The 25,596-nt window shown below is 47.0% G+C and carries 21 protein-coding genes; 11 read left to right on the top strand and 10 right to left on the bottom strand.

Going from position 1 to position 25,596, the window contains the following annotated elements:
* Window positions 1-45 precede the first annotated feature (45 nt).
* Window positions 46-915, bottom strand: a complete 870-nt coding sequence (locus HHL16_RS18265; protein ID WP_169426793.1) for a DUF6263 family protein — start codon at window positions 913-915, stop codon at window positions 46-48.
* 114 nt (window positions 916-1,029) lie between these two features.
* Window positions 1,030-1,944: a DUF6263 family protein gene (locus tag HHL16_RS18260; protein WP_169426792.1), complete on the bottom strand. Its 915-nt coding sequence runs from the start codon at window positions 1,942-1,944 to the stop codon at window positions 1,030-1,032.
* Between the two features lie 54 nt (window positions 1,945-1,998).
* Here HHL16_RS18260 and HHL16_RS18255 point away from each other — a divergent pair, with 54 nt between their 5' ends.
* The 4 genes from HHL16_RS18255 (at window position 1,999) to HHL16_RS18240 (ending at window position 5,319) form a co-directional block, all read left to right on the top strand.
* Window positions 1,999-2,691, top strand: coding sequence for a heme exporter protein CcmB (locus HHL16_RS18255; protein ID WP_169427921.1), 693 nt, complete (start codon window positions 1,999-2,001; stop codon window positions 2,689-2,691).
* A 267-nt stretch (window positions 2,692-2,958) separates the two neighbouring features.
* On the top strand, window positions 2,959-3,630 hold the full coding sequence (gene ccsA / locus HHL16_RS18250) for a cytochrome c biogenesis protein CcsA (protein WP_169426791.1): 672 nt from the start codon (window positions 2,959-2,961) through the stop codon (window positions 3,628-3,630).
* Between the two features lie 6 nt (window positions 3,631-3,636).
* Window positions 3,637-3,855, top strand: coding sequence for a CcmD family protein (locus HHL16_RS18245; RefSeq protein WP_169426790.1), 219 nt, complete (start codon window positions 3,637-3,639; stop codon window positions 3,853-3,855).
* A gap of 54 nt (window positions 3,856-3,909) precedes the next feature.
* Window positions 3,910-5,319, top strand: a complete 1,410-nt coding sequence (locus HHL16_RS18240; RefSeq protein WP_169426789.1) for a Glu/Leu/Phe/Val dehydrogenase — start codon at window positions 3,910-3,912, stop codon at window positions 5,317-5,319.
* Between the two features lie 70 nt (window positions 5,320-5,389).
* Here HHL16_RS18240 and HHL16_RS18235 read toward each other — a convergent pair whose 3' ends face one another.
* A complete protein-coding gene (locus tag HHL16_RS18235) occupies window positions 5,390-7,150 on the bottom strand; it encodes an NACHT domain-containing protein (RefSeq protein WP_169426788.1) in 1,761 nt (586 codons plus the stop codon).
* Between the two features lie 190 nt (window positions 7,151-7,340).
* On the opposite strand from HHL16_RS18235, the gene HHL16_RS18230 reads away from it, so the two are divergent.
* Both HHL16_RS18230 and HHL16_RS18225 read left to right on the top strand, forming a co-directional pair.
* The gene (locus tag HHL16_RS18230; protein WP_169426787.1) at window positions 7,341-7,763 is read left to right on the top strand and encodes a GNAT family N-acetyltransferase; all 423 of its coding nucleotides are present in this window, start codon (window positions 7,341-7,343) and stop codon (window positions 7,761-7,763) included.
* Between the two features lie 3 nt (window positions 7,764-7,766).
* Window positions 7,767-8,258, top strand: a complete 492-nt coding sequence (locus HHL16_RS18225; protein WP_169426786.1) for a GNAT family N-acetyltransferase — start codon at window positions 7,767-7,769, stop codon at window positions 8,256-8,258.
* Here HHL16_RS18225 and HHL16_RS18220 read toward each other — a convergent pair whose 3' ends face one another.
* Complete coding sequence (locus HHL16_RS18220; protein WP_169426785.1) at window positions 8,259-10,640, bottom strand: DUF2339 domain-containing protein; 2,382 nt, start codon at window positions 10,638-10,640, stop codon at window positions 8,259-8,261.
* 58 nt (window positions 10,641-10,698) lie between these two features.
* A complete protein-coding gene (locus HHL16_RS18215; protein ID WP_169426784.1) occupies window positions 10,699-11,136 on the bottom strand; it encodes a type I restriction enzyme HsdR N-terminal domain-containing protein in 438 nt (145 codons plus the stop codon).
* Window positions 11,137-11,206: 70 nt separating this feature from the next.
* On the opposite strand from HHL16_RS18215, the gene HHL16_RS18210 reads away from it, so the two are divergent.
* Window positions 11,207-11,977, top strand: a complete 771-nt coding sequence (locus tag HHL16_RS18210; RefSeq protein ID WP_169426783.1) for an AMP nucleosidase — start codon at window positions 11,207-11,209, stop codon at window positions 11,975-11,977.
* Window positions 11,978-11,987: 10 nt separating this feature from the next.
* The gene (locus HHL16_RS18205; protein WP_169426782.1) at window positions 11,988-13,700 is read left to right on the top strand and encodes an ABC transporter ATP-binding protein; all 1,713 of its coding nucleotides are present in this window, start codon (window positions 11,988-11,990) and stop codon (window positions 13,698-13,700) included.
* A 53-nt stretch (window positions 13,701-13,753) separates the two neighbouring features.
* Here HHL16_RS18205 and HHL16_RS18200 read toward each other — a convergent pair whose 3' ends face one another.
* Complete coding sequence (locus HHL16_RS18200) at window positions 13,754-17,671, bottom strand: TraB/GumN family protein (protein WP_169426781.1); 3,918 nt, start codon at window positions 17,669-17,671, stop codon at window positions 13,754-13,756.
* A 288-nt stretch (window positions 17,672-17,959) separates the two neighbouring features.
* On the opposite strand from HHL16_RS18200, the gene queA reads away from it, so the two are divergent.
* Both queA and HHL16_RS18190 read left to right on the top strand, forming a co-directional pair.
* Window positions 17,960-19,009, top strand: coding sequence for a tRNA preQ1(34) S-adenosylmethionine ribosyltransferase-isomerase QueA (gene queA / locus HHL16_RS18195; RefSeq protein WP_169426780.1), 1,050 nt, complete (start codon window positions 17,960-17,962; stop codon window positions 19,007-19,009).
* A 117-nt stretch (window positions 19,010-19,126) separates the two neighbouring features.
* Window positions 19,127-20,260 (top strand): glycosyltransferase family 4 protein, encoded by a 1,134-nt coding sequence (locus HHL16_RS18190; RefSeq protein ID WP_169426779.1) that lies wholly within the window; start codon window positions 19,127-19,129, stop codon window positions 20,258-20,260.
* Between the two features lie 290 nt (window positions 20,261-20,550).
* On the opposite strand, the gene HHL16_RS18185 is transcribed toward HHL16_RS18190, so the two are convergent.
* Entirely contained in the window at window positions 20,551-20,976 is a 426-nt protein-coding gene (locus tag HHL16_RS18185; protein ID WP_169426778.1) for a hypothetical protein, read from the bottom strand.
* 180 nt (window positions 20,977-21,156) lie between these two features.
* Between HHL16_RS18185 and HHL16_RS18180 the strand changes: the two genes are divergently transcribed.
* Complete coding sequence (locus HHL16_RS18180; protein ID WP_169426777.1) at window positions 21,157-22,083, top strand: alpha/beta hydrolase; 927 nt, start codon at window positions 21,157-21,159, stop codon at window positions 22,081-22,083.
* A gap of 2 nt (window positions 22,084-22,085) precedes the next feature.
* On the opposite strand, the gene HHL16_RS18175 is transcribed toward HHL16_RS18180, so the two are convergent.
* Genes HHL16_RS18175 through HHL16_RS18165 form a run of 3 tightly spaced genes read right to left on the bottom strand, consistent with a single transcriptional unit; the run spans window position 22,086 to window position 25,499 of the window.
* Window positions 22,086-22,871 (bottom strand): hypothetical protein, encoded by a 786-nt coding sequence (locus HHL16_RS18175; RefSeq protein ID WP_169426776.1) that lies wholly within the window; start codon window positions 22,869-22,871, stop codon window positions 22,086-22,088.
* A 54-nt stretch (window positions 22,872-22,925) separates the two neighbouring features.
* Window positions 22,926-24,155 (bottom strand): carboxypeptidase-like regulatory domain-containing protein, encoded by a 1,230-nt coding sequence (locus HHL16_RS18170; RefSeq protein ID WP_169426775.1) that lies wholly within the window; start codon window positions 24,153-24,155, stop codon window positions 22,926-22,928.
* A gap of 30 nt (window positions 24,156-24,185) precedes the next feature.
* On the bottom strand, window positions 24,186-25,499 hold the full coding sequence (locus tag HHL16_RS18165) for an aspartate kinase (protein WP_277349412.1): 1,314 nt from the start codon (window positions 25,497-25,499) through the stop codon (window positions 24,186-24,188).
* Window positions 25,500-25,596 lie beyond the last annotated feature (97 nt).

Here is a 25,596-nt window from a genome sequence, read left to right as displayed (position 1 = left end):
GCCGGGCTGCAATAATGTGATATGATTGAAAGAAGTATTTGAAGATCAGGGAAGCTTTTTGCAGGTGGCGTTGATGATCATTCTTGAATCGAGATCAACATCCCCCAGTTTCCCTTTAACGATGTTTTCGATATAAGCCAATTGCATCACACCTGTTTTTCTGTTCACTGTAAGCCTGCCCTGCTGCTCCAGTTTCAAATCACTTTCGATGCTTGCCGAAGAGAATCCTGATCCGCCAATCAGCAGGGTTACCGCTTCATCGGTGATTTCAGCAACCTTTACTACCTGAACAATGGTAATGGGAAGTCCGTCTTCAATCTGATAATTGCGTCCGAGCGTATCCCCCACTTTCAGTTCTTTGCCGGGAAACTCCTGAAATACGGGCACCAGCAGCATTTTCATGGAACCGGGCGAAAAGAATCCGGATGCGATATCATAGATCTGGCTATAAGCTTTGATATTATCCGCATGTTCTGCAGGCAGCACTTTGCGTGTGATGGAAGTAAGCATGGGTGTAAATGGCGGCATCGCTTCTATCTTGCCAAGTGTATTTATCCGGAAGCTGAACGATTCATCTTTTACTGCCTGATAAATGGCCGGCATTGCCTGTGCATCATTTTTGAGATCCCAGGTCTGGGGTTTATCTGTATCCACTTTCATGCTGTCGCCGATAGTATGAAAGTTGGCCCAGAAGCGTTTGTATGTGGCATTCACGTTGGTGCGGCCACTGTCTTCAGTCATTTGCAGCAGCAGGGTTGCGCCTTGTTTGTAATCGGTTTTTCTTCCATTGTTGAGGCCGCCGGAAGCTATGTCGAATACCATTTCGTAGTTAGCTGATTTACCGGGAACGAAACGCAGGTCTGCTTTCTGTTCTTTGCAGGAAGCGAGAAAAACTGCTGCGCATACAAGCAGCATAGCAGCTTTTGAAAGGGAACGTTGAAACATGGGTGATGTATCTTTTGTGTAATTCAATGCTGTACGAAATTAATCAACAACTGCATGCATCAACGTTAATTCGGTTCTTCTGTTTTACCGGGGGAGTATTTTTTTGCAGTTGGCCCTGATCACTGATTTGTTATCGATGGAAGTGGTGTATTCTTTTCCGCGTACCAGGTTTTCAATATAAGCCGACAATAGCACCCCAGTGCTGCGGTCAACAATGATCTTTCCCTGTTGTTCAACTTTCAGGTCTCCTTCAATGGTGGCCGTTGTAAATCCTGAACCTCCGATGAGGAAGGTAACGGTAGCTTCATCTACTTCTGCTACTTTGATCACCTGTACCATTGTAATGGGATAGCGATCATAATATTGATAGGTTCTTCCCAATGTATCTCCTTTTTTCAGTTCCCTTGCCGGATACTCAGGGAAAACTGCCTGCAGCATGGCTTTGGCCGATGCTGAGGAGAACTGTTGAGAACCGGTATTCCAGACCTGACTGTATAACTCATTTCCTGTAACCGAAGAATCGGGCTGGTGCAGCACTTTCATGGCGAGATTGGTAAGCAGCGGAAGGAAAGTATCCATAGTATCGATGCGGCCTGAAGAACCGATGCGGAAATTGAAAGAGAGTCCGTTTACGCCCTGCCACACCCAGGGCGCCAGCAACTTTGGATTGCGCATGGCCATGGAATCAGCAATGGGATGGTCGGTATCAGTATAGGAACTATCGGTTGGTGAAACAAGAGAGAATTGAAAGCGTTTGTACGTAGCCTTTATATCCGTACCTCCGGAATCTGGCTTCACTGTCAGATCCAGCACCACCCTTTTGGTTTGGTTGAATGGTCTCGACTCTTTGGTTCCTACACCGCTGAGCTCGTATTCCAATTCGTACCGGGCATTGTTTTCGGGAATAAAGCGAAGTGAAACTGCCTCCTGTTTGCAGGAGCCTGCAATAAGAAGAATCAATAACAACGGAATTGCGGCAATACAGGATAATGGCTTCATACCAGTGAAGTTTATCCAATAAAGTAAGGAAATAATCAGCAGTTGACCGCTTTAATGTTAATTTCGCGCAACATCAATCTGTCGGTTATCAACTCATTGCATTCCATACTCACCCTCTTCAAAAAAGACCTGCTGCTCGAAGTAAGGCAGCAATACACTTTTTATGGAGTGATCCTTTACGTGGCCAGCACCATCTTTGTACTGAACCTGGCCATGGAACACCCGGAAGATAAAGTCTGGAACGGCCTTTTCTGGATGATTCAGCTTTTCATCTGCGTAAATGCAGTAGCCAAAAGCTTTCTGGCAGAGAGCCGCGGAAGGATGCTCTACTTCTACACCATCGCAGGCGCGCGCGACTTTGTGCTTTCCAAACTCCTTTTCAATGCGGTACTGATGATTGTGATGAGCCTCGTGAGCATGGGCCTTTTCTTTTTACTGCTGGGTAACCCCATTTCCAACCCCTGGAGATTTACCGGTATCGTTTGCCTCGGCGGATTCAGCATCAGCCTGGTTTTTACCTTTCTCGCAGCCATTGCCGCGAGGGCGCAGCAGAATGCAGCGATGATGGCCATCATGGGTTTTCCCCTCATCATTCCGCAACTGATGCTGCTGATGAAGATCTCTTCGGTGGCGTTTGCAGATGTAATTCAGTCCGGACTCGGCCAATTAATAATGCTGCTGACGGGCCTGGATGTGCTGGTAATTGTGCTTGCAGTGATACTTTTCCCCTTCCTCTGGAAAGATTAGCGTATTCTTTACACTCGATTCCATTCAATTTTTTTCAACTTTTTGAACTTATCGTTCAGCAAATCCGGCATTTACAGGGTTTATCGTCAATCATTTTCCCAAAATCAGCCGGTTTGTTCATTTTTCGTGTTTTAGCAGTCATTATTTCGCATTTACTATCTCATCCCCTAATTTTGCCCCACCTAATCAGGTAGTTGGCGATTACCCTAAACGCGTATATGATGCACAATGGCCAACGATCCGATAATTCTAATTGAACCGGAATCTATGCGCCAGTACTGGTGGAAAATACTAAGTATCGTTTTACTGCTCTACACTTTCATTGCAGGTCTTCTCATCAAAGTGCCAACCATTGGTAATTTGTATGAAACCATCCGCAACCTGTTCTTCCATGTACCCATGTGGTTTGGTCAGCTGATACTGGTAACAGTGTCGCTGGTATATTCTATTATGTACCTCCGCAAGCCAAAACCTCATTATGATATTATGGCTACCGAGTTTGCAAGAACCGGTTCTGTAATGGGTGTACTGGGATTGATAACCGGAATGATCTGGGCCAACTACACCTGGGGAGCGCCATGGAACAACGATCCCAAACAGCTGGGTGCAGCCATCGCACTGCTGATCTATTTAGCCTATTTCGTGCTGCGCAATTCGATGACCGATCTGGATAAGAGAGGTCGTGTTGCAGCAGTGTACAATATTTTCGCGTATTTCATTTACATACCAATGATCATGGTATTGCCGCGCATGGTAGAATCACTGCATCCAGGCGGTAAAGGCGTAGAAGGCAATCCCGGCTTCGGCGGCGACTCACTCGATCCCACCATGCGTGTGGTATTCTGGCCTGCAGTATTGGGCTGGACCCTCCTTGGAACCTGGATCAGCACATTGAATGTGCGCATTAAAACCCTCGAAGACAAAAAACATTTCAGCTAATTACTCATGAAGAAATTTATCACAACCTTGTTGTCCATGCTGCTGGTGTTTATCGCCACAGCACAGGATACTGCTAACGATACGGCAACCGCTCAGTCTACCGGATTGCGGGCCGATGGAAAAATATATGTGGTTGTGGCTGTGATAGTAACCATTCTTCTCGGTCTGTACGTATACATCATACGGTTAGACAGGAAGATTTCGAAGCTCGAAAAACATTCGTAGCAAGATTGCGTTATTGCATCCACATTCACCCATTCACTTTTAAATAGCTTAATCATGTCAGAGTACAGTTTTTTTGGAGCGGTGGAGAAAAGTTTTGACAAAGCCGCTAAGTTCACAAAATGGGATCCAGGTATCCTTGAACAGATCAAACAGTGTAACGCAGTTTACCGTATGCACTTTCCCGTGAAAATCGGAGACAAGATCGAGGTTGTTAAAGCTTACCGCGTTCAGCACTCACATCACAAACTGCCTTGTAAAGGTGGTATCCGTTTCGCTATGAGCGTTAACCTCGATGAGGTAATGGCACTCGCAGCGCTCATGACCTACAAATGTGCCATCGTGAACGTACCATTCGCAGGCGCAAAAGGTGGTATCACAATCGACCCGAAAAAATACACTCCATACGAATTAGAGAAGATCACCCGTCGTTATACGTCTGAGCTGATCAAGAAGAACTTCATCGGACCTGGCATCGACGTTCCTGCTCCTGACTACGGTACAGGCGAGCGTGAGATGGCATGGATCGTTGATACTTACCAGAGCATGCGTCCTGGTGAAATCGATGCACTTGGTTGCGTAACCGGTAAACCCGTAACACAGGGTGGTGTTCGCGGTCGTCGTGAAGCTACCGGTCTCGGTGTTTTCTATGGTCTGCGCGAAGTGTGCAACATGAAAGACGTAATGGACAGACTCGGTTTAACAACCGGCGTTGAAGGTAAAAAAGTAGTAGTGCAAGGTCTCGGTAACGTAGGCTACCACACTGCTAAATTCTTCACCGAAGCAGGTTCTAAAGTGGTTGCCCTCGCAGAATACGAAGGCGCTATCTTCAACAATGATGGCCTCGATGTAGACGCAGTAGTTGAACACCGTAAAAAAACCGGTTCTATCCTCAACTTCCCCGGCGCTACCAACTTCGCTAAAAATACAGATGCACTGGAAATGGAGTGTGATCTCCTGATCCCTGCTGCACTCGAGAACGTGATCAACGGAGAGAATGCTCCACGCGTAAAAGCAAAGATCATCGGTGAAGCTGCCAACGGACCTCTCACTCCCGAAGCGGATGAGATCCTCGCTAAGAAAGGTGCACTGGTTGTTCCGGATATGTACCTCAATGCAGGTGGCGTAACTGTATCTTACTTCGAATGGTTGAAAAACCTCAGCCACGTTCGTTACGGACGTATGGAAAAACGTTTCACTGAAAACCTGAACGGACAGATCCTCGGACAAATCGAAGGTCTCACTGGTAAGAAAGTAGGTGACCGTGAAAAAGAGCTGATCATGCACGGACCAGAAGAGGTTGACCTCGTTCGCAGCGGTCTGGAAGAAACTATGATCACCGCTACCCGCGAGATCATGGACGCATGGAAAGCAAATCCGGAGATTCCTGATATGCGTACTGCCGCTTACCTGGTTGCGATCAACAAGGTAGGAACCAGCTATGCTGAACTGGGTATCTTCCCATAGTTGTTTATGCTTGTTTTACAATAGAAGAACGTCCCGATGCACATCGGGACGTTCTTTTTTTAGTTCAGGCTCAACCTGGAATATCCATATAGGAAACAATGGCTGATTCGGTTTGCTTTTCTGTTTCGATGAAATCACGGAAGAACTGCAATCGCTCATTCAACGCCTCTCTCGACCTGTTTAATTCCACATCGAAAGCTTTCCTCATTAACTTATGATGACTCACATCCTCCGGATTTATTTGCGCTCCCTGTGTAACCAGTGTTCTCAGTTTGGTAATGGTCAGATAAGCAGGAATGGTAATAATATGATGAAGCTCAAAAGCTACTTTCATTATCACCGAATAAAATTCTTCCCTGAGTGCACCATCAGATAACAGCAGTAGTGCCTGATCGGGCTCCAGCATCTGTTGAAGCTTTTCAAAAACCGGTATGGCAAGATACTCCAGAAAGCATTTCTGATCCAGCTCATACAGGAGTTCGTAGTAATTGGCATGTGCAGGCAGCAAGCCCCAATCGTTGTATTTCTCCTGCAGTTTTTCATAGATGCGCTGCTTGTTGGGTTCGAGGAGCGAAGCAATATACAATGCCGAAAAATATTCCTGCAATGCTCTGTGCGGAAAAGCAAGATCCACTCCTTCTGCCTTCAGAATTCCGAGATTTACCTGCAGATCATACAACAGTTTGCTGTTATCGAATGCAAGACTGTCTTTCTTTTCTTTGATGAAATTCAACCTTCCATTCGCATACAGTACACTGAACAGAAACTTCTCATCATTGTAACTCAGAAAAGAGAACAATTTCAGTACTTCAACAATCTGGTCTTTCGAGAGCTCACTTTCCTTTTCTCTTACGTATCCTAGCTTACTGAGACTATCGTGCATGGAATATAACGTATCAAATACCTGATTGTAAAACCCACTTTTCCTGTTGGGGATCTCTGCATTGGATTGATACGAAAGAATGAACATGGAAAGCAGTAAAGGATTGCTGAGAAAACTGGTATAAGCTGCCTTATCCCTTTGTTTCACTGTTTCGATGATACGTTCAGCCAACTCACTTTCCGCAACCGGAAATTGCTTTCTGATGAAGGTGATGATCTCATCTCCCTGCATTTCGCAAACGTCGAAATTGATGAACATGGGCATCATTTCAACATTGGTGTACGGCCTTGTTGTGAGCAGGAAGCAATTCTTGCTGTACAGCTTCACCAGATCATCTATTTCTTTGGAAGCTTTTTCCCTGATGCTGCTTTTTATTTCGTCGAATCCATCAAGGAAAAACACAAAATCACCAGAACTCATCAATCGTTCGATGATCCGTTCATTGGTAGCCAGTTTCTGAAACCTGAAAACCTTTTCTTTGATGTAGTCGATCAGGCTTCCTTCAAAATCGTTCAGGTACCGGAGTTCTATCTTAATGGGAATTTTGAAAGAGGCATCGATGCAATCCAGAAACAGGTGGCGCACGATGGTACTTTTGCCGCAGCCTGCATCTCCGATAAGTGTAATGCATTGTGAATACAGAAACAGCTCTTTGGCATGCTCCGTATCGATCCGTCTTTCAATTTTGGGTATGTCGGAAATACTGTACAGTTCTTTCCTTCCTCTTTGAATAAACAAAGGCTGATAAATATCTTTCAACCTCATCGGATGCACCCGATGCAACAAGGTTTTCACCATCGCATTCCGGTTATATTCCTCTACCTGATATTCGAGCAATTGATTTTTTACAAGGTGCAGCACCTCTGCATTGAACTCTTTTACAAATCCGCTGAACAGATCTTTCATCCTATCGCCCAGCAGCGTAGACATAGTGGCTTTTTCCAACATGACAGCATCGTTTTTATTAAAGTTTCAACGGTAGATTTCTCGTGTAACTGCATTGCCTGAAGTGAGCTGGGCAATCGATTTGGCCGGGTAGCCGAAGTTATTACAAAAATTATCCAATCCCATTCATTCTTTTTAAATTTATCAACCAAACGGTCTTCGGTTCCGTTATTCCTCCTAAATACCCATAATTATGTACGATATTAGGTTCATACCACCTGAGGAATGGCAGTCGATACTTCCTTTGCTAGATATTCTGAATAATCATACTATCTCCATGGAAGTGCTGCAGGAGCGCCTCGATGAAATGAAAAACCACTCCTACAAATGCATCGGCGTATACGACGGTGAGAAACTCATCGGCATCACCGGCATCTGGATACTCAACAAATTCTACAACGGCAAACATATTGAACCAGACAATGTGATGGTACTGCCCGAATACCGCAGCCAGAAGATCGGCGAGCTGATGATGAATTGGGTGCACGATTACGGCCGCTCACAGGGATGCATCGCCTCCGAACTCAATGCCTATGTAATCAATGATAAAGGCATCCGGTTCTGGATCAATCAGGGATACAAAATCCTCGGTTTTCACTTCCATAAAAAACTCTAGCATATGGTAATCCGCGACGCCACTTTAGAAGATCTGCCGGCCATTGTATCCATTTACAATTCCACCATTCCTACGCGGCTGGCCACCGCCGATCTCGAACCGGTTACTGTTGAAAAGAAACTGGCCTGGTTCAACGATCATACTCCTGCACGCAGGCCATTATGGGTGGTGATAAACGGTGGACAGGTAATTGCATGGATGAGCTTTTCCAATTTCTCCGAAAGGGCCGCCTATGATATCACGGCGGAGATCAGCATTTATATCGATGCAGCACATCGCGGCCAGGGGTTAGGCAATATCATGATGCTGCACGGCGTGAAGCAGGCCCCCGATCTCGGCATTGAAGTACTGCTGGGAAAGATCTTTGCTCACAACGAACCCAGCATCCGCCTCTTTGAGAAATTCGGATTTGAAGTATGGGGCACCCTCCCCGATGTATGCATACTCGACGGGGTGCACAGAGGCGTACTGATACTCGGCAAAAAACTGAAATAATCAATCCGCCTCCGGTTTCTGATCTTCACCGAAGAGCAGCTCTTTATATCTGTTGTAGAGATAGGAGATCAACAGCAGAATTCCTCCCAGCGCGATATACGTGATGGTGCGCGTTAATGTATTGGCATGGCTGAGATCGAAGAACACCAGCTTTATCAGTGTTACTACCAGTAATATCATGGCTGTAATGCGGAATATGCGGTGTTTCTTCCAGATGCCATAGATGATGAGTGCCAATGCAAACAATCCCCATACCACACTAAGCCCATACGTGTATTGCCGGTTGGCGCCGCTTACCGAAGTCCAGAGCAGGTATTCGAAACTGAGGAATACCACCATCAGCAACACCAGCAATATCGACCAAAGCGTTTTCATGGTTTCTCTGTTGGCCTCATCACTGAATTTCGGTTGGAAGCGGAGCATCAGTGCAGTGATCACCGCAGCAATCACATAACGGCTCAGAAATCCCCTTGCGCCGAAATACACGCCTGTTCTGCCTTTGTCGAAATAATTCTTTGCGAGGTAATTGAGCACCTGCAATCCGCTGATCATCCAAACCAGTGCTGTCAATATAAAAGTAACCAGCAATATCCAATGAAGCGTCTGCATTTTGAAGCGACGTTGATTCACCAGCACCAGGGCTAACAGAAATGCAAATGTGTACAACAGCAATGTTACATAGCCAGTGAGTTCTACTTCGTCTAACCAGAGACCGAAACTGCCATCTGATTTTCTCAGTACTGTTGAAATATTGTCGAACCAACGCCAGATCTCCCAAAAAATACTGCCATACAATGTAAAAATTACCAATGCAGGCAAGAAGGGCTTATAGAAGAACTCCACTATGCCAATATCATGTTTTGCTTCCTGCTGATATTTGTTGCGATTCAGCCAGAGCATAACTGCAGCAGCTGCCAGTACAACCATTACAGTGAGAAATCTTTTGTTGGCAAATGCAGCTGTAAAGTCGCTCTGATTATAGGCGTCACTCAGAATGCCGGAATAAAGTCCAAAGAGATTCATCCAAACCAGCAAGGTCAGTATCATGCTGAAATGCAGATAGAGCCTTATTTTCTGGCTTCTAGCCATCACATACAGTATCATTGCCTGTGCCATCCACACCAGCGGAATAGCGTAACTATCGAAGAACACCGGCACAGCGATCGCCAGAAAACTGATCACCATCCCTTTGAGTATTTGAAACAACGGAGTAGCTGATCCCACCATTTTCTTTACAACAACTGCTACTGCAAAATGGATCGCTGCATTCAGTAAAGTGAAACATCCTTTTTTCCAGTCTGGTGCATTGGCTGCATCGAGCAATTGCATGCCTCCGATATAGAAAATAAAAGAGTTGGGGAAGAACAGCAGAGTATCAGCCAGCTGAAATACTTCTTTCCTTACCAGTTTGTAAGCCAGCAGTGCCACATAAAAGAGCGCAGCAAATATGCTCAGGAAAATCCATGCGATGGTTTTGAAGTTCGGCTCATCGTGCACCAGCAGCGCCCAGAAAGCAAAGATGAACCAGGTGATCACAAACGCAGCCCAGGTAAGCGATTTCCAGTTTCGCAAAAACGCTACTACCACAATGCCTGCATTGATGATGGCGATATAAGAGAAGAGCGCAATATAGTTCCCGGAATTATTGCTCAGCAAAAACGGAATCGCATACGCTCCTATCAATGCCAGGTGTGCAATGATCACGCGATTGTACATCGTTGCTGCATACACTGTGGCTACCGTAACACCCACCATAACCCCGAATGCCACCATTCTTGGGAAGAGATTGTAATAAGACCATGCGATATAGGTGATGAAGTACAGTACGCATAATCCGCCTCCCATCAGCACTGCACTGTAACCGGCATATTTATTTTTCAGTCTGTATGCAAGGCCAATCAGCGTGGCTCCGCAAAGATAGCCCAGTATGATGCGCACCTTCTCACTGATGAGATCGTGCTCTAATGCGTATTTGGCTCCGATAAAGATGCCGATAACGGTAACCAGTATCCCAACTTTGCTGGCAAGATTCTTTCCGAGGAATTCTTCGAGTCCACCGGATTTTTCACTGGCAGGTTTTTCCGCTCTTTTGGGAGGAACGAAAATTCTTTTCTCTTCAGCCTGCGGCGCAGTGATCAAAGGTATTACAGGAGGTTGCACTTCCTTAACAGCGGTTACAGGCGTAACCGGTTGTTTTTCTTCCGCAACCGGTTGTATGATGTTTTCCTGTACCGGTTTCAGGTTCTCCGCTGCGGCCTTCGCCTTCAGCTGATCCAGTTCGCGGTTCAGTTCCATCAGCTTTGCTTTGAAAACATCCTGCTGCGCAGCCAGATCCTGGATGCGCACGGTAAGCAAGGCAATTTGCTCCTGTATGCTATTCATAGAATGCAGTTAATTCAACTAAAGAAACAATAAAAAACCGGAATAAGCGAGTAAGGCCTCAGATGAATGGCGGTAATTCGACCAACGGATTCAATGTCTGTTCATTTTTAACGAAACCCGCAGAGAACTCGCCATTGGTGATCACCAGATAAGGAACGGGGATAGCGATATTGTACCGAAGCACCTGCATCAGCACTGCTTCTTCGAGCGGAACGCCCATGGCTTTGCATTCCACCATCAGCCATGGTTTGTGCTGACGGTCGTACACCAGTATGTCGAACCGCTTTTTCAGTTCGCCCAGTTTCAGTTCGCGCTCCACTGCGATCATCGATGCGGGATATTGCATGCGCTGCAACAGGTATTGCAGAAAATTCTGACGCACCCATTCTTCCGGGGTGAGGCGTACCCAGGCCTTTCTGAACTCATCGAAGATGAATTCTTTCTCTTCCACCTTTTTGAAACGGAACGGATGTTCGGGAAACTCTATGCGCAGCATGCGCCAAATCTACACTCCTGCCGCCATAATTTTCTCCTGATTTGCAATAAATACACGAAATTTATAAATTATGAAGACCAAAGAAGACATCGTTAAAAACTGGCTGCCCCGCTACACCGGGGAAAAGCTGGAGAATTTCGGCAAGTACATTCTGCTTACCAATTTCAGTAATTATGTAACACTCTTTGCTCAATGGAACAACGTACCCGTTATTGGTGAAGGAAGGCCCATGCAATGTGCAACGGCTGAGAATATCACCATCATCAATTTCGGTATGGGCAGTCCGGGTGCGGCCACCATAATGGATTTGCTCACCGCCATCGAGCCGAGCGCCGTACTCTTTCTCGGCAAATGCGGAGGACTGAAAAAGCGCAACAATATCGGCGACCTCATTCTGCCGATCGCGGCCATCCGCGGAGAGGGTACCTCCAATGATTACTTCCCTCCCGAAGTGCCTGCCCTGCCTGCATTCGCATTGCAGAAAGCGGTATCCACCACCATCCGTGATTATGGAGTGGATTACTGGACGGGCACCGTGTACACCACCAACCGCCGCGTGTGGGAACACGATGAAACTTTCAAGGAGTACCTCCAGCGCATCCGCGCCTATGCCATCGACATGGAAACAGCTACCATCTTCTCCGTAGGATTCTACAACAAGATCCCCACCGGAGCGCTGCTGCTGGTATCCGATTCTCCGATGGTACCCGAAGGAGTGAAAACGGAAGAGAGCGACAAAAAAGTGACCACCAATTTCGTGGAAAGGCATATCAAGATCGGCATCGACTCACTGAAGCAACTGATCAATGATGGCCTCACCGTTCGCCACCTGAAATTCTGATTCTCCAAACATGGCATACCCCTTATTACAGATCAGGGATCTGCAGGTCGATTTCGTGAACGAAATCGGCTCTGCCACTGCCGTGAAAGGCATTTCACTGCACGTGAACCGCGGCGAGATTGTAGCCATCGTGGGCGAATCAGGATCAGGAAAATCCGTTACCTCGCTCAGCATTCTGCAACTGCTGCCCTCCCCTCCCGCACGATACGTTACAGGATCCATCCTCTTCTCTGCCGATGGATCATCACAGGTTGATATGCTGCATCAGTCCGCCGATCAGTTGCGCGCTTTGCGTGGACACCGCATTGCCATGATCTTTCAGGAACCGATGACCAGCCTCAACCCCGTATTCACCTGCGGCGATCAGGTAATGGAAGCCATTCTCCAACACCAACGTGTATCCAAAACCGAAGCGAAGGCACGTACCCTCGAACTGTTTCAAAAAGTTAAACTGCCCAATCCGGAACTGCTGATGGATCGCTATCCGCATCAGCTCAGCGGAGGACAAAAACAACGCGTGATGATCGCAATGGCCATGAGCTGCAATCCCAGCCTGCTCATCTGCGACGAACCAACCACCGCACTCGATGTATCCGTTCAGAAAACCATCCTTCAACTGATCCGCTCATTGCAGGAGACAGAACAGATGGGCGTGATCTTCATCACTCACGACCTTGGCGTAGTGGCAGAAGTAGCCGACCGGGCTATTGTGATGTACAAAGGAGCCATCGTTGAACAGGGCAGCACAACCGAATTATTCAGAAATCCGCAACATCCTTACACAAAAGGATTGCTGGCCTGCAGACCCATTCTGCATCCGAAAGGAACAAGACTGCCGGTAGTGAGCGATTTTCTGAACAAGCCGGAACAAGCGCCTGCAGCGGTTTCCAGCAACTCAGTAAAAAATGAGCAACCAACCGCCAACCATTCTGAAACACTCATCAGTGTAAAGAATCTCAGGGTTTGGTTTCCATCCCATAAAACTTTCTTCGGCAAAACACTCGATTACACAAAGGCTGTAAACGATGTAAGCTTTGAAGTGTACAAAGGTGAAACGCTCGGCCTTGTAGGCGAATCGGGATGCGGCAAAACCACGCTGGGCCGAAGCCTGCTCCGGCTCATCGAGCCAACCGGCGGATCCATTCTTTACAATGGAATGGATCTCACCGCTACCAAACGCGACAATCTGAAACAACTCAGAAAAGATATTCAGATCGTATTTCAGGATCCTTATTCTTCACTCAATCCGCGCATCACCATTGGACATGCCATTGCAGAACCCATGCGCGTTCACGGCATCCTGCCAACTGCTTCGCAGCGAAAAGAAAGGGTGATGGAACTGCTGGAGAAAGTAGATCTCAAACCCGAACATTTCTATCGTTATCCGCATGAGTTCTCCGGTGGACAAAGACAACGCATCGTAATTGCACGCGCGCTTTCTCTCGGCCCCGAATTCATCGTCTGCGACGAATCTGTTTCTGCACTCGACGTGAGCGTACAGGCACAGGTGCTCAACCTGCTCAACGATCTCAAGCGCGAATTCGGATTCACCACTATTTTCATTTCACACGATCTGTCGGTGGTTCGTTATATCAGCGACCGCATTATGGTGATGAACAAAGGCAGCATCGAAGAAATGGGTGATGCAGAACAGGTATATCTGCATCCGAAAAGCGAATACACCAGACAGCTGATTGCGAGTATTCCGAAAGCAATGGTCTGATAAAAACAAACGGGGCCCTAACAGCCCCGTTCGCATATCTGTAAACATATTGCTTAATCCTGGTATCTTCTGCGTTTCACCATCTCAGATAACATGCTTTTGTAATTGGCGAATTGCCTTGCTTCGTAGAAGCTGTAAGCAATGGGATTTGTAGTGATAACCATCTCGCGTTTGATCTTTTCCAGCTGCTCACCTTCGGGTTTATCATTTTCGAGTGTACGGCCGGCAACCTTCGTGAAGCCCGATCTGCTGATCACCAACGAATCTTTATTGGCAGACTGAATGCCGCAGGTAGCAAGCGCCCAGTTATCATCGTCACGCATTTTCTTGTACTTGAAAAAGTAGATGAAACTTTCTTTCTGTTTATGGGTAGCAGCAAGGGCCTTGAGATACACGAGTGTATCGGGTTTGGAATAACTGCCTAACTGATCCAGCAGAAAACTTCTTGCCAATAGCTCAGGTTTCTTTTCTGCATCTGGAAATTTATCCAGTTTCTTTATTTTTTTGAGATCGGTATAGAACTCATATCTGTATTTGTCTGAAGAAGCAAATTTGGTGAAGAGGGAATCAGCCACCGGCTGATTGTTGCGCAGCAACAGAATGAAACTGTTGTAGAGCAATCTTGTGTCGGTGGTGGTCATCAGTTGTTTGAAGTAGTTCTGTATGCCGGGATGTTTATCGCGGAAAGGCAGCAGCAGTACGGAATACTGATCTACGGCGATGTTGCCGTTATTGAGGTCTTCATCTTCTTTCTCATCATCATCACTATTGTTGCTGTACAGCGTAGACATATCTTTCTTTGCCACTTTTGCCATCTTCACTTTATTCTCTTTGGCGATCTGTTTCTTCAGCAGCATTCTTCCATCGAGATATAATTTGCTGAGCTGGGATTCGTAGTCTGCCCCTTTGAGATAACCGCTGTCTATGAGTGTGTGCAGCAGATCGAGGGTTTCGCTTTTGAAATCATCGATATTGAGAAACTGCAGCATATCGGGGAACAGCGTTTTGGTGAGAGCGAGTGTATCGTAGAGCTGGCTCCAGGTTCCGCCGGAAGAACTGAAATCTTCTGAGAATTCATAATCGGCTACTCCGCCGGTAATGACAGGAGGCTCAAATCCCCTGGTAACTCTTCTTACCTGCCGCGAATAATCTGTACTGCTTATTTCCAGAATCGGAGGTTCCTGTAAGATCAGGTCTTTGAACGATTTGAAGGAAGCCGCCGTTTTCTGATCGAGCAGCGCTTCGAGTATAGCGCGCTGCAGGTCGGATGTATCTTTTACTTTCCAGTACAGATCGGTGAGGTAGCCCGTGATGGATGGATCTTTCAATTTACCCAGTTCACCAATAAAATATTCTTTGTTGGAAAGATAATTCCGCACATTCCAGTTGATGGCTTCGATGGATCGCTTCAGCAGCGGCACATCTGTTGAATCGAATTCGGCCTGCTGTATCTTCTTTGCTCCGCGTTTGGCGATCACAGAATCTTTGCTGAAGAGTTCATTTACGTATTCACCGGCCATTTTGTTGAGAAATGCACTGGCTTTGAGTGTATCTGCAGGTGTAAAGGTATCGAAGAAGTTTTCAAGCAAAGCACTTTTTCGGGTGATGGTATCAGTAAGAGCACTGAGAGAGAACAGATGCCCATCTCTGTAGACCATTCGGGAGATCACCATGCGGCTGCTGCCGGTATCGGAAATAGTGAAATCGTATTGATCAGCTCCGTTCGGAAGACGTTTGAATGATCTTGAACGGTAGATCAGCATACTGTCGTCGTCTATCCGCTCACCTGCAATTTTCTTAGCTAGATCGATACTGTCTTTGCTGTAAGATTTACGGCTGATCTGCATCCAGTTAACAAAGATCTTTTCACCCAGTGTATCATTGCCGATGAAAGATGAGCTGAAATTCAACCCTTCACTATCCGGATCGTCCTCTTCGTCTTTTTTCAGATTCTGCAGAAAGGCACGCATAGCAGCCGATGCAGAGTCAATATGGTTCAGCGGCACAGGGCTCTTTACAGTGTAATGCATGGCAGTATCTGTCTGCACAGTTGCCGCCGGATAAATAAAAGGTGTAATGCTGAAGGAGTTGATGAACTTCTTCACTGCAGGGGTTTCCTGTTTGTATCGCGCAAGCACCACGTAGTAGTTGGGCCCCTGAATGAGGAACCTCGCTGTACTGTGGCTGCCATCTTTGTGATTGTAAGTGGCATCCAGCATAGGATAACCTTTGAGTGATCCGAGCTTTCTGCTGGTTTGTTTTTCGATGAAGCCTGAGTACTGATAGCTTTCATCCATCAGGTTCAGTTCAAAACTGTCTTCGGCAAACGCCGTGTAGTTCTGCAGGTTGCCCTTCATCACCAGATAACTGTTGCCATTCTTTTCGGTGGCTGCATATTCAAGCCGGTTGTTGCCCCACATTTCATCTTTCAGCATGCTGGGCGCATATGGCATCAGCACACTGAACCCTCCTGTTGCTGGTTGCCAGGTGCTCCATTCAGGGGTGGGAATGTATTCTTTGAACGAAATGGAACTGAAGAATTTTGAAGCATCCGTTCCGGTGCCCACGTAATCGCCATTACCACTCATTTTGAAGAAGATCATCTCAAATGGAGTAACGAATACCTGATAACGCTGCAGGTCGCCACGACGCGTGCGTGTGGTTACATCAAAACCAGGATAGCCGTTCTTTGTGATGGCAGTTTTCTTAATGATCTTGCCGGGAACATTTTCGTAGAGACCTGCATCGATCTTTTCTGCTGTTTTGGTAAGATCATCTCCCCATACAGAGCTGTTTGTTTTCACTCTGGTTACGAGATAGTAGGCACCGTTCACCAGATCGGCAAACTGTACCACGTTGATGCCACCGGTTTTTCCGAACTCATAGAATTTCTTTCCGGGGATGCTTACTTTGTAAAAGCCATCAGAAGATGTTTGTTGCTGAAAGCTGTGCTCCACGCGCATCTTCTCCAGCTGCTCTTTCTGTTCGCTACTGCGCGCTCCCATGTTTACGGGACGAAGCGTATAGCCCATCTTACGCAACAATTCTATCACACCACGGTTGCCGGGCAGATGCGCTGCTCCCACTCCAACAAACAGGGATGCCTTACGTATGATGCTGTCTATCGATTTTGCCTGTATCTCGTTTCTTCTGAACATGAACTTCTCCTGAAATGCATCTGATTGTACATTCTGCATTTCGATGGAATCGAGCAGATCGAGATCCCCGTCCCGGTAAGCGTCTTCCAGTTTTTTAGGACTCTGGAATACGCCATCGTAGCTATAGCTTTTCTTCTTTTTGTTCTTGTCTTTACTCGCATCGTGATAAGCTTCGGCCACCAGTCGTTCACTCTCTTCAAAATTCTCCACTCCACTCACTCTTTTGCCGAGTTTTCTGCCTACCTGAAAAATATGCATGTCGAGGAATGTATTCTCTTCAAAATCGTTGGTAGCAGATCCGTAGGTGCGATAGAGCATGCCGTTGATGAGTGATGGTTCGATGGCAAGGGATGCCCTGGCCAGCTCTTCATAACTGTCTATGGCAAACGAAGTGATGCTCATGTTCTGGCGGGGCATGCCATAACTGCTGTAACTGAAACGGGATGGCATTAAATCAGGGTCTGAGGAATAAGATCCGCGGTATTCTGCACTGCGGCTGTAATCGTCCTGCCAGGTCTCAGGGTTGGTTTCCAATGCTACAACATCAGCGCTCCGGATAGCATTGTAAAAGGGATCGCCGAGTTTGAAGGCCAGTTTATTGCTCACGTGCATGGTACCAAATAACCAGCTGGACTTCTTTAGTCCGTTACCACTGATCTCCCAAAGGAGGCTGGGGTATTTCTTACCGGCAGCGAATCCGATGGCAGTAGCCGGTTTGGACACAGGTTTGGTTGAAGTGGGTTTGCCAGACTGCCCTATGAGCTGGGAGGAGAGCAGCATACAGAGAAGAGGAACGTACAGGATTCTTTTCATAAATAAGTACTGAAGGGGATTTGTGAATCAAAGATACGCTTACTGATAAAGCACGCAAGGGCGTTTTAGCCCATTAGATGCGGGCACCCGCAGGGTTCCACTTTACATAATTTTTTTCTTTGTACCAATTTTTTTATACCTTTGCCCGCTTGAAAATGACGCAAAACATGATTTCAAACCTGGTGCCGTAAGACCTCGTTTGTACCGGTCCCCCCCGATGTACCCGTTTCTTACCCCCCTCCTCGTTTGTACCATGTGGTGCTCAAATAAAATAATTTAATCAGCTGCATGAAACTTTCACAGTTCAGATTTGATCTACCGCTCAACCTTATTGCACAACATCCTACGAAGAAACGTGAAGATGCCCGTTTGATGGTGGTTCACAGAAAGACAGGCCAGATTGAGAACAGGTATTTCCGTGATGTAATGGAATACTTCGACGACAAGGATGTATTTGTAGTGAATAATACCAAAGTGTTTCCCGCGCGCATGTATGGCCGCAAAGAGAAAACCGGTGCAAAAATCGAAGTTTTCCTGCTGCGTGAGCTGAACAAGCCAAACCGTCTCTGGGACGTGATCGTTGATCCTGCCCGTAAGATCCGCGTAGGTAACAAATTGTATTTCGGAGAGAATGATGAACTGGTAGCAGAAGTAATCGACAACACTACTTCCCGCGGCCGTACCATCCGTTTCCTCTGGGACGGAACCGACGAAGAGTTCCGCCAGATGCTCGAATTCCTCGGCGAAACGCCACTTCCAAAATATATCAAGCGCAAGCCTGAAGCAGAAGACAAAGAAAGATACCAAACCGTTTATGCAAAGCACGAAGGCGCGGTAGCCGCTCCAACTGCGGGCCTGCACTTCAGCATCGAGCTGATAAAACGCCTTGAGATCAAAGGTATCCGCTTTGCAGAAGTAACGCTGCATACCGGCCTCGGTACCTTCCGCCCTATCGAAGTGGAAGATCTCAGCAAACACAAAATGGATGCTGAGTATTACAAGATCGAAGACACTGCCTGCAAGATCGTGAACAAAGCCATCGAGAAGGGCAACCGCATCTGCTCTGTTGGTACCACTACTATGCGTGCACTGGAATCTTCTTACACTGCAGAGAAACTGTTGAAACCATCTGAAGGCTGGACGAATATTTTCATCCACCCTCCTTATCAGTTCAACATCGCTGATAGCCTGATCACTAACCTGCACCTTCCTAAAACAAGCCTTCTGATTATGACCTGCGCATTTGCCGGTTATGAACTGGCGATGGAAGCGTACAAGAAAGCGATCAAAGACAAGTACCGTTTCTTCAGCTATGGCGATGCCATGCTGGTGATCTAAGTACAACCATCCATACAATTCAAAATCCCTATAGAAACTCCGCCCATCGCGGAGTTTTTTATTGAAGCACCACTCGATCCGGTATCCGTATTTCATTAACCCGCGTACAATAAAACAATGAGCAATCAAAAGTTCAGGATACTGGAAACAATCCGTCAGGGACAGATCGGTGGCGGAGAAAGTCATTTATTGAGTCTCGTTGAAAACCTCGACAGGAGCCGCTTTGAGCCGGTAGTGCTCAGCTTTACGGATGGTCCGATGGTAGATCGTCTCAAACAAATGGGCATCACCACCGAAGTGATCTATACCGAAAAGCCTTTCGACATAAGCAAGTGGAAACGTGTAAAGCAGTTCATACAACAACAGCAGATACAATTGGTGCATGCACATGGTACACGCGCCAATTCAAACGTATTCTGGGCTACGCGTAAACTGAAACTGCCGCTGGTATACACCATTCACGGATGGAGCTTTCACGACGATCAGCAGGCGCTGCTTCGCAAAGTGCGCGTGATGGGAGAACAGCTGCTCACGAAAAAATCAGACGTAAATATTTCGGTGTCTGCTTCCAATCAGCAGACAGGAAAACGATACTTCAATAATTTCAACTCGGTAGTGGTGAACAACGGAATCGATCAGCGTAAGTTCGATCCGGGCCGATCGTTCAAGAATATCAGACAGGAATTGGGTATCGCTGATAATGCAGTGCTGGTGCTGTTTGTAGCACGTTTTATTCATCAGAAGCAGCCGCTGAAATTGCTGGAGGCATTTGCAAAGGCATTGCCTCATCACCCTCAGCTGCAGTTGCTGATGGTGGGTGATGGCGATGAGAAACCAGCTGCATTGCAACTGGTACGCGAACTCGGCATCGAAGACAAAGTGATATTTCAACCCTTCCGTCAGGATGTACCGGATGTGCTGGCAGCTGCGGATATTTTTGTATTGCCTTCGCTCTGGGAAGGATTACCGATCGGATTACTCGAAGCGATGGCAATGGGTAAGGCCATTATCGGAACGCAGGTAGATGGAACATCGGAAGTGATCAGGCACGAACACAACGGATTGCTGATTTCAACGGATGGGCTGGAAGTTAATCTGGCTGCGGCTCTCGGAGTGCTTGCTGAAGATGTATCGCTTCGCGAGAAGTTGGGTGCCGCTGCACAGGCGACAATCAGTGCAACATATAGTGCGGCGAATATGACGAGGGAGATTGAAGCGATCTATTTGAAATTGTTAGGGCAGAATACTTAATTGATTATACCGTGTTGCGCGGGGGATACACAAATTAGCTGAAAAATGTGCCGGCCAGTATAGAATCACAGATGAACTTTTGTGCGCAGGATTGAGGGGTGGAATATTTTTGAGGTTTTGCGCAACACATTTTAAGGCCAGATTTGCGTATCCCCTCGTCGCAACACTGCAGGTTATTTTTGCAGGTTTTACGAACTTGTTGAAAACACAAAAGCCGCATCGCTGCGGCTTTTGTTATGCTGTTGATTTATGTTGATCGCAATACTTCTTCACTAATATTCGCAGCGAGTTTAACGTCTGCTGAAATAGAAGGTATACGTTCTGGGGCCGTCGTAGATGAAGGCTTTGAAACGGTTGGTGCTGGTGAAGATCATTTCATCGAAATATTCAGAGAGCTGATCTTTTGTGTGATAGTCAACACAACTTACTTTGAGGGTTTTGATAGTTCCGTCGTTTGTGTTGATACGGCGCACATCCCAGTCGCCTTCGTAGTAACCGCCATAGCCATCCTGATATGCCAATCGGCCTGAACCGTAGAAGGTAAACAAACCACCGTCGAATGCAATGTAAGAGCTTCCGGGACCGAACTTATCTACATCGGTGAGTTCCCAGGTACCTTCGATTCTGTCTTCATAAGGTCTGAATACATCTTTACTGCAACTGGTGAAGATGAGTGTTACTGCTACGAGTAAAGAGAAGGAGTATAAGTATTTCATAAACTGTCGTTTGATAGTTAGACGTTCAAAAGGGATGCCTTTGTTACAGAACTTATCGATATTCAGATCCATTTAACTTAATATTCTGTGAAAGCCCTTTTGGTAAAGACGAAAGCAGCCATTATTTTTGAAGAAGCCCTTGCCGGGCGGCTATTTTGTAACGTTTTAGCTTAATCGATTATGAAATCTTTCACACTTGCACTGTTCAGCAGCGCTGCTTTATCGGCACACGCACAAACAGAAATTCCACTTTACAAAACGATACCCAATTCCATACCCGGCGTGAATGAAGAAAAATCCGTTGCAGATGATAAAGGCATCGTGAGAACGTACAAGGTGTCGAAACCTGTGATCACTGCTTATCTTCCTCCCAAAGGAAAAGGCAATGGCAAGGCCGTGGTGATTTGTCCGGGTGGAGGGTATGGACTACTCGCTGTAAAACACGAAGGACATGATGTAGCCAAAGCACTCAACGAAATGGGCATTGCCGCTTTTGTACTTAATTACAGATTGCCGGATGAACATACGATGCCTAATAAATCGATCGGGCCAGTACAAGATGCGCAACGCGCCATTCAGCTGGTTCGGGAAAAAGCGAGATCATATGGTATCAAAAAAGATCGGGTAGGCATTATGGGCTTCTCAGCCGGAGGTCACCTCGCTTCTACTGCCGGAACGCATTTCAAGCAGGCTTTCATTCCCGGTGCAAAGGGCTCAAATCTGCGTCCTGATTTTATGGTGCTGGTTTATCCGGTGATCAGTTTTGAAGACAGCCTTACACATAAGCAATCGCGCAATAATCTTGTTGGTCCGGAAATCACTGCTGAAGAGATCAAAGAGTTCTCCAACGATCAGCAGGTGACCAGTGAAACACCTCCTACATTTTTAGTGCATGCAGTGGACGATAAATCGGTGGCAGTTCAGAACAGCCGTCAGTTCTATGCCGCCTGCAAGGAGAATAGAGTGCCTGTGGAGATATTTGAATATCCGAATGGCGGACATGGTTTTGGGATGAACAATCCCACCAGTTCCGTGAAGTGGATGGATGCCATGAATGCCTGGCTTGGCCGTGTGTTCGATGGCAAACCAGGCATCAGAGGCAAATAGTTTTATGGAGCTGCTTTGATGTTGTTTTGCATTTGCTGAAACACACTCATGAATTGCTTGAAGCGGTGGCCGGTTTCGGGCCATGCAACTTTCTTGTTGCGAAGCACCCAACGGATCTTATCGAAGGCTACCTGACGATCTTCCTGATCGAAGAAGTAATTGCTCCATTCGGCCGGCCACTGATCTACAGGGATCAACGCAAAGCCGTTGCCGTACATTTTGAGCGGACCAGGCAGGCTTCTTACATCGAGTGAATTCTTATCCGATTCCAATCCCCACCCGAAGTATTTTTCCCAGAATCTGAAATAGTTGATGAGCCGCTCAGTTACCTGCTGAGGCGTTTCTTTCTGCGTGGCTTTCACCCGCCATTTGTTATTGGTAACGGAAAATGGACTGTCTTTTTCATCGTCCACCGGATTATCGAGCCCCTCGAAATGATGCCAGCTGCTGGCGCCATTGGCAGCATTCACATCTGCAATCATTTCTTTCTCTCCGAGCTTTCTGATGATGATGGTGCGCGATTTGCCGGATGCCGGCGTAAGTACGATCTCTCTATCTTTCAACGTCCATGTGCCGTGTTCGAATTTGTCGAGGCTGGCCGTATATTTTCCTCTGCTCTCAAGGTTGATGAAGTTAACGGGAGTGAGTACGGAGTCCGCCGGATCCTGCGTATCGGTATCCTCGGCATAAGAATAGAACCAGACCTTGGTCAGCAGTCCCTGACGCCCGGAACAGGCGGCAAGGCCAAGGACGATAGAAAGCAAAACAAATGAACGGAGGTTGCGCATAAGGGTTAATTATGAGCGCAAAATACAAAAAAGCCGCAGTTGCCTGCGTGCCTGTCAGGGTTGATAATCGAGGGGAAGCATATGCGAGATCTTTTCGCTCCAGCCCCAGTATTCGGAGCTTAGAATGTTCTGAGGCGGAAACATCAGCCCGCTTTTTTCAATCACCACGGGCGCGAGTGGCGTGAGCATAATCAGCGATCGCTGCCAGGCCGGTTCGCGGAAGATGCGGAAATGATACAGAAACTCCTTTTCTTCCGGCAGTCCTTTGGAAATGATCTGAAGATAATTGGGGAAGAAAAGCGTTTTCGTGGAGTCTGCCCCGGTAGTGAGTATGCTGTCGGCAGTGAGCGTGGTACGACTGATCAGCGCCAGCGAATCTTCCTGCATCAGTATGCCCTGAAAATATCCAACACTGTCTTTGTTGGCAGAACTACTCTTCAGTTCGAAACTGATGCGGCCTCCCTCTTTCAGTTGCTGCTTCTTTTCGAGCTCATAGATCTTCCTAACCCGTTGCTTTTCGAGGTTGGGCACTTTGATGAGGCGGCGCACTTCGAAATTATTCTCTGCCAGACGGTTGTTGTAAAGGCTTCGCACGAAGTGCATGAGAGAGCCGGTGTAAGCGGCTTTGCGGCGTTTGATCCATTTTGAAGGAATGTCTTTTTTATTCTCCGACAGGTCTTCAAAAAGCGAATATCCCACAAACACTACAGAGCGCTCCTTCCAGCTGTGAAGAAATCCTTCGAGCTGATAAGTGATACGGTACCCCAGCGCTTTGTTCTCGATAATGAGTGGCTCGTCGGCTGTTACTTCCAGCGTTTTGCGCGAAGCAGAATACCGGAACTTCAGTGTTTTGGTGTTTTTGATAGTGCAATCCTTCGCGGCTGCAGAAGTACCGATGAAGTTCTCGGTAAAGACCCTCCCCCATTTTCTCCATCCGTTCTTTTCGAATGGAATTACCGTTACTGCTTCGAGCTCTTCGGCTTTTGCATCGAGCTTCATGTGCAGCATCATGGGAAGCGAATCAGAAGAAAAAGGGAACACTATGGTTTGATAGCCTACTGAAGAAACTACCAACTCATATGTTCCCTTTGGAATATCATTGAGCTCGAAACTGCCGTCTGCTTTTGAAATGCTCCCTCTGGAAGTGCCATTGATAAACACGCTGGCATTGGGTATCCTTACTCCTGTTACTGCATTGGAAACGGTTCCGAGAATGCGGTTCCTTTCCTGAGAAAAGGCGGACAGAACAAGGCATAGGCTTGCAAGGAGAGCAGTTAATTTCATACGGCTGTTGAGTGAACAATGCTTTTATCGCTATTCCAGCCCAAACAGTCCTTTATTCAGCAATTGCAGGGTTTGGGTTTTGTAAGATGATGGCAGCAGCAGCGATACGTTGTGCTTGCTTCCGCCATAGCTCACCATACGTACAGGAACGGGCGTGAGTGCGTCGAACAATTTACTAAGAATATCCTTAGTCTGCGCAATCTCATTGCCAACTACTGAAATAATGGTGTGATCGGTTTCTACCTCGATGGTTCCGAATGGTTCCAGCTCTTTCACAATGGCTTTCAGGTGAGCGCCACTGTCGATGGTAACCGATACTGCCACTTCCGATGTGGTGATCATATCGATAGGTGTGCGGTATTTCTCGAACACTTCAAAGATCTTGCGGAGGAAGCCATACGCCAGCAACATGCGGCTGCTCTTGATATTGATGGCAATGATGCCGTCTTTGGCAGCTACTGCTTTCACGCCTACGGAACCTGCATCTTCCATGATAACGGTACCTGCCGCTTCGGGCTGCATGGTATTGAGCAGCTTCACAGGCACTTTCTCCTGTTGTGCAGGCCAGATGCAGGTAGGATGCAGAATCTTGGCGCCGAAGTAGGCCAGCTCTGCTGCTTCTTCGAAGCTCAGTTGCTCGATGGCCACTGTTTTCTTCACCACGCGCGGATCGTTGTTGTGCATGCCGTCGATGTCCGTCCAGATTTCGCAAACAGATGCATTCACTGCAGCTGCTACGAGTGAAGCCGTATAATCGCTTCCACCACGTTTGAGGTTATCTACTTCGCCTCTTGCGTTGCGGCAGATATAACCTTGTGTGATGAACAGTCTTTTATCTGTATGCTGTTGAAGAATCGCGTTCAGCTTCGGGCGGATAGCACTGATCTGCGGCTCTTCGTGAATATCGATGCTCATGAACTCCAGTGCAGGAAGCAATGCATGCTGAATACCCTGCTCTTCGAGAAACACACTGAAGAGTTTGGTGCTGAGCAGCTCACCCTGCGCAAGAATGTCTTTGCTCAGTGCTTCGCTGAAAGAGATCTTTAAAATGATATTGAGGAACTCGAAATGCTCACCTACAATCTGCTGCGCTTTGGTTTGCGCAGCGGTGGTCTTGACAAGAGAAGGAATGAATTGCTTGTAATGTGCTTCGAGTGTATCGATCTGCTGCTTGGCCAGCTCTCTGTTTCCGGCTGCCATTGCTTCTCCGATACCTACCAACGCATTGGTAGTTCCACTGAGCGCGCTCAGTACAACGATGGTGGGTTCTTCGTGTTTTGTAACCAGCTGAGCAACCTGGTGCATGCGCTCCGGTTTGCCAACTGATGTACCACCAAACTTCATTACTTTCATGTTACCCTCTCTTGTTCCGCTTTTACACGGGTTTTGGTTGATAATTAGTTATGTGCCCAACCTGAAAATCAGGCAGGCGCAAAGATAA

It is taken from the genome of Pseudoflavitalea sp. G-6-1-2, assembly GCF_012927185.1.
Taxonomy (GTDB): domain Bacteria; phylum Bacteroidota; class Bacteroidia; order Chitinophagales; family Chitinophagaceae; genus Pseudobacter.
Note: the sequence above shows the minus strand (reverse complement) of the source record. Positions and strands in the feature narration are given on the sequence as shown.

Coding starts and splice junctions, on each gene's coding strand:
- HHL16_RS18265 (WP_169426793.1), bottom strand. CDS start 915: ATGCTGCTTGTATGCGCAGCAGTTTTTCTCGCTTCCTGCAAAGAACAG.
- HHL16_RS18260 (WP_169426792.1), bottom strand. CDS start 1,944: ATGAAGCCATTATCCTGTATTGCCGCAATTCCGTTGTTATTGATTCTT.
- HHL16_RS18255 (WP_169427921.1), top strand. CDS start 1,999: ATGTTAATTTCGCGCAACATCAATCTGTCGGTTATCAACTCATTGCAT.
- ccsA (WP_169426791.1), top strand. CDS start 2,959: ATGCGCCAGTACTGGTGGAAAATACTAAGTATCGTTTTACTGCTCTAC.
- HHL16_RS18245 (WP_169426790.1), top strand. CDS start 3,637: ATGAAGAAATTTATCACAACCTTGTTGTCCATGCTGCTGGTGTTTATC.
- HHL16_RS18240 (WP_169426789.1), top strand. CDS start 3,910: ATGTCAGAGTACAGTTTTTTTGGAGCGGTGGAGAAAAGTTTTGACAAA.
- HHL16_RS18235 (WP_169426788.1), bottom strand. CDS start 7,150: ATGTTGGAAAAAGCCACTATGTCTACGCTGCTGGGCGATAGGATGAAA.
- HHL16_RS18230 (WP_169426787.1), top strand. CDS start 7,341: ATGTACGATATTAGGTTCATACCACCTGAGGAATGGCAGTCGATACTT.
- HHL16_RS18225 (WP_169426786.1), top strand. CDS start 7,767: ATGGTAATCCGCGACGCCACTTTAGAAGATCTGCCGGCCATTGTATCC.
- HHL16_RS18220 (WP_169426785.1), bottom strand. CDS start 10,640: ATGAATAGCATACAGGAGCAAATTGCCTTGCTTACCGTGCGCATCCAG.
- HHL16_RS18215 (WP_169426784.1), bottom strand. CDS start 11,136: ATGCTGCGCATAGAGTTTCCCGAACATCCGTTCCGTTTCAAAAAGGTG.
- HHL16_RS18210 (WP_169426783.1), top strand. CDS start 11,207: ATGAAGACCAAAGAAGACATCGTTAAAAACTGGCTGCCCCGCTACACC.
- HHL16_RS18205 (WP_169426782.1), top strand. CDS start 11,988: ATGGCATACCCCTTATTACAGATCAGGGATCTGCAGGTCGATTTCGTG.
- HHL16_RS18200 (WP_169426781.1), bottom strand. CDS start 17,671: ATGAAAAGAATCCTGTACGTTCCTCTTCTCTGTATGCTGCTCTCCTCC.
- queA (WP_169426780.1), top strand. CDS start 17,960: ATGAAACTTTCACAGTTCAGATTTGATCTACCGCTCAACCTTATTGCA.
- HHL16_RS18190 (WP_169426779.1), top strand. CDS start 19,127: ATGAGCAATCAAAAGTTCAGGATACTGGAAACAATCCGTCAGGGACAG.
- HHL16_RS18185 (WP_169426778.1), bottom strand. CDS start 20,976: ATGAAATACTTATACTCCTTCTCTTTACTCGTAGCAGTAACACTCATC.
- HHL16_RS18180 (WP_169426777.1), top strand. CDS start 21,157: ATGAAATCTTTCACACTTGCACTGTTCAGCAGCGCTGCTTTATCGGCA.
- HHL16_RS18175 (WP_169426776.1), bottom strand. CDS start 22,871: ATGCGCAACCTCCGTTCATTTGTTTTGCTTTCTATCGTCCTTGGCCTT.
- HHL16_RS18170 (WP_169426775.1), bottom strand. CDS start 24,155: ATGAAATTAACTGCTCTCCTTGCAAGCCTATGCCTTGTTCTGTCCGCC.
- HHL16_RS18165 (WP_277349412.1), bottom strand. CDS start 25,499: ATGAAGTTTGGTGGTACATCAGTTGGCAAACCGGAGCGCATGCACCAG.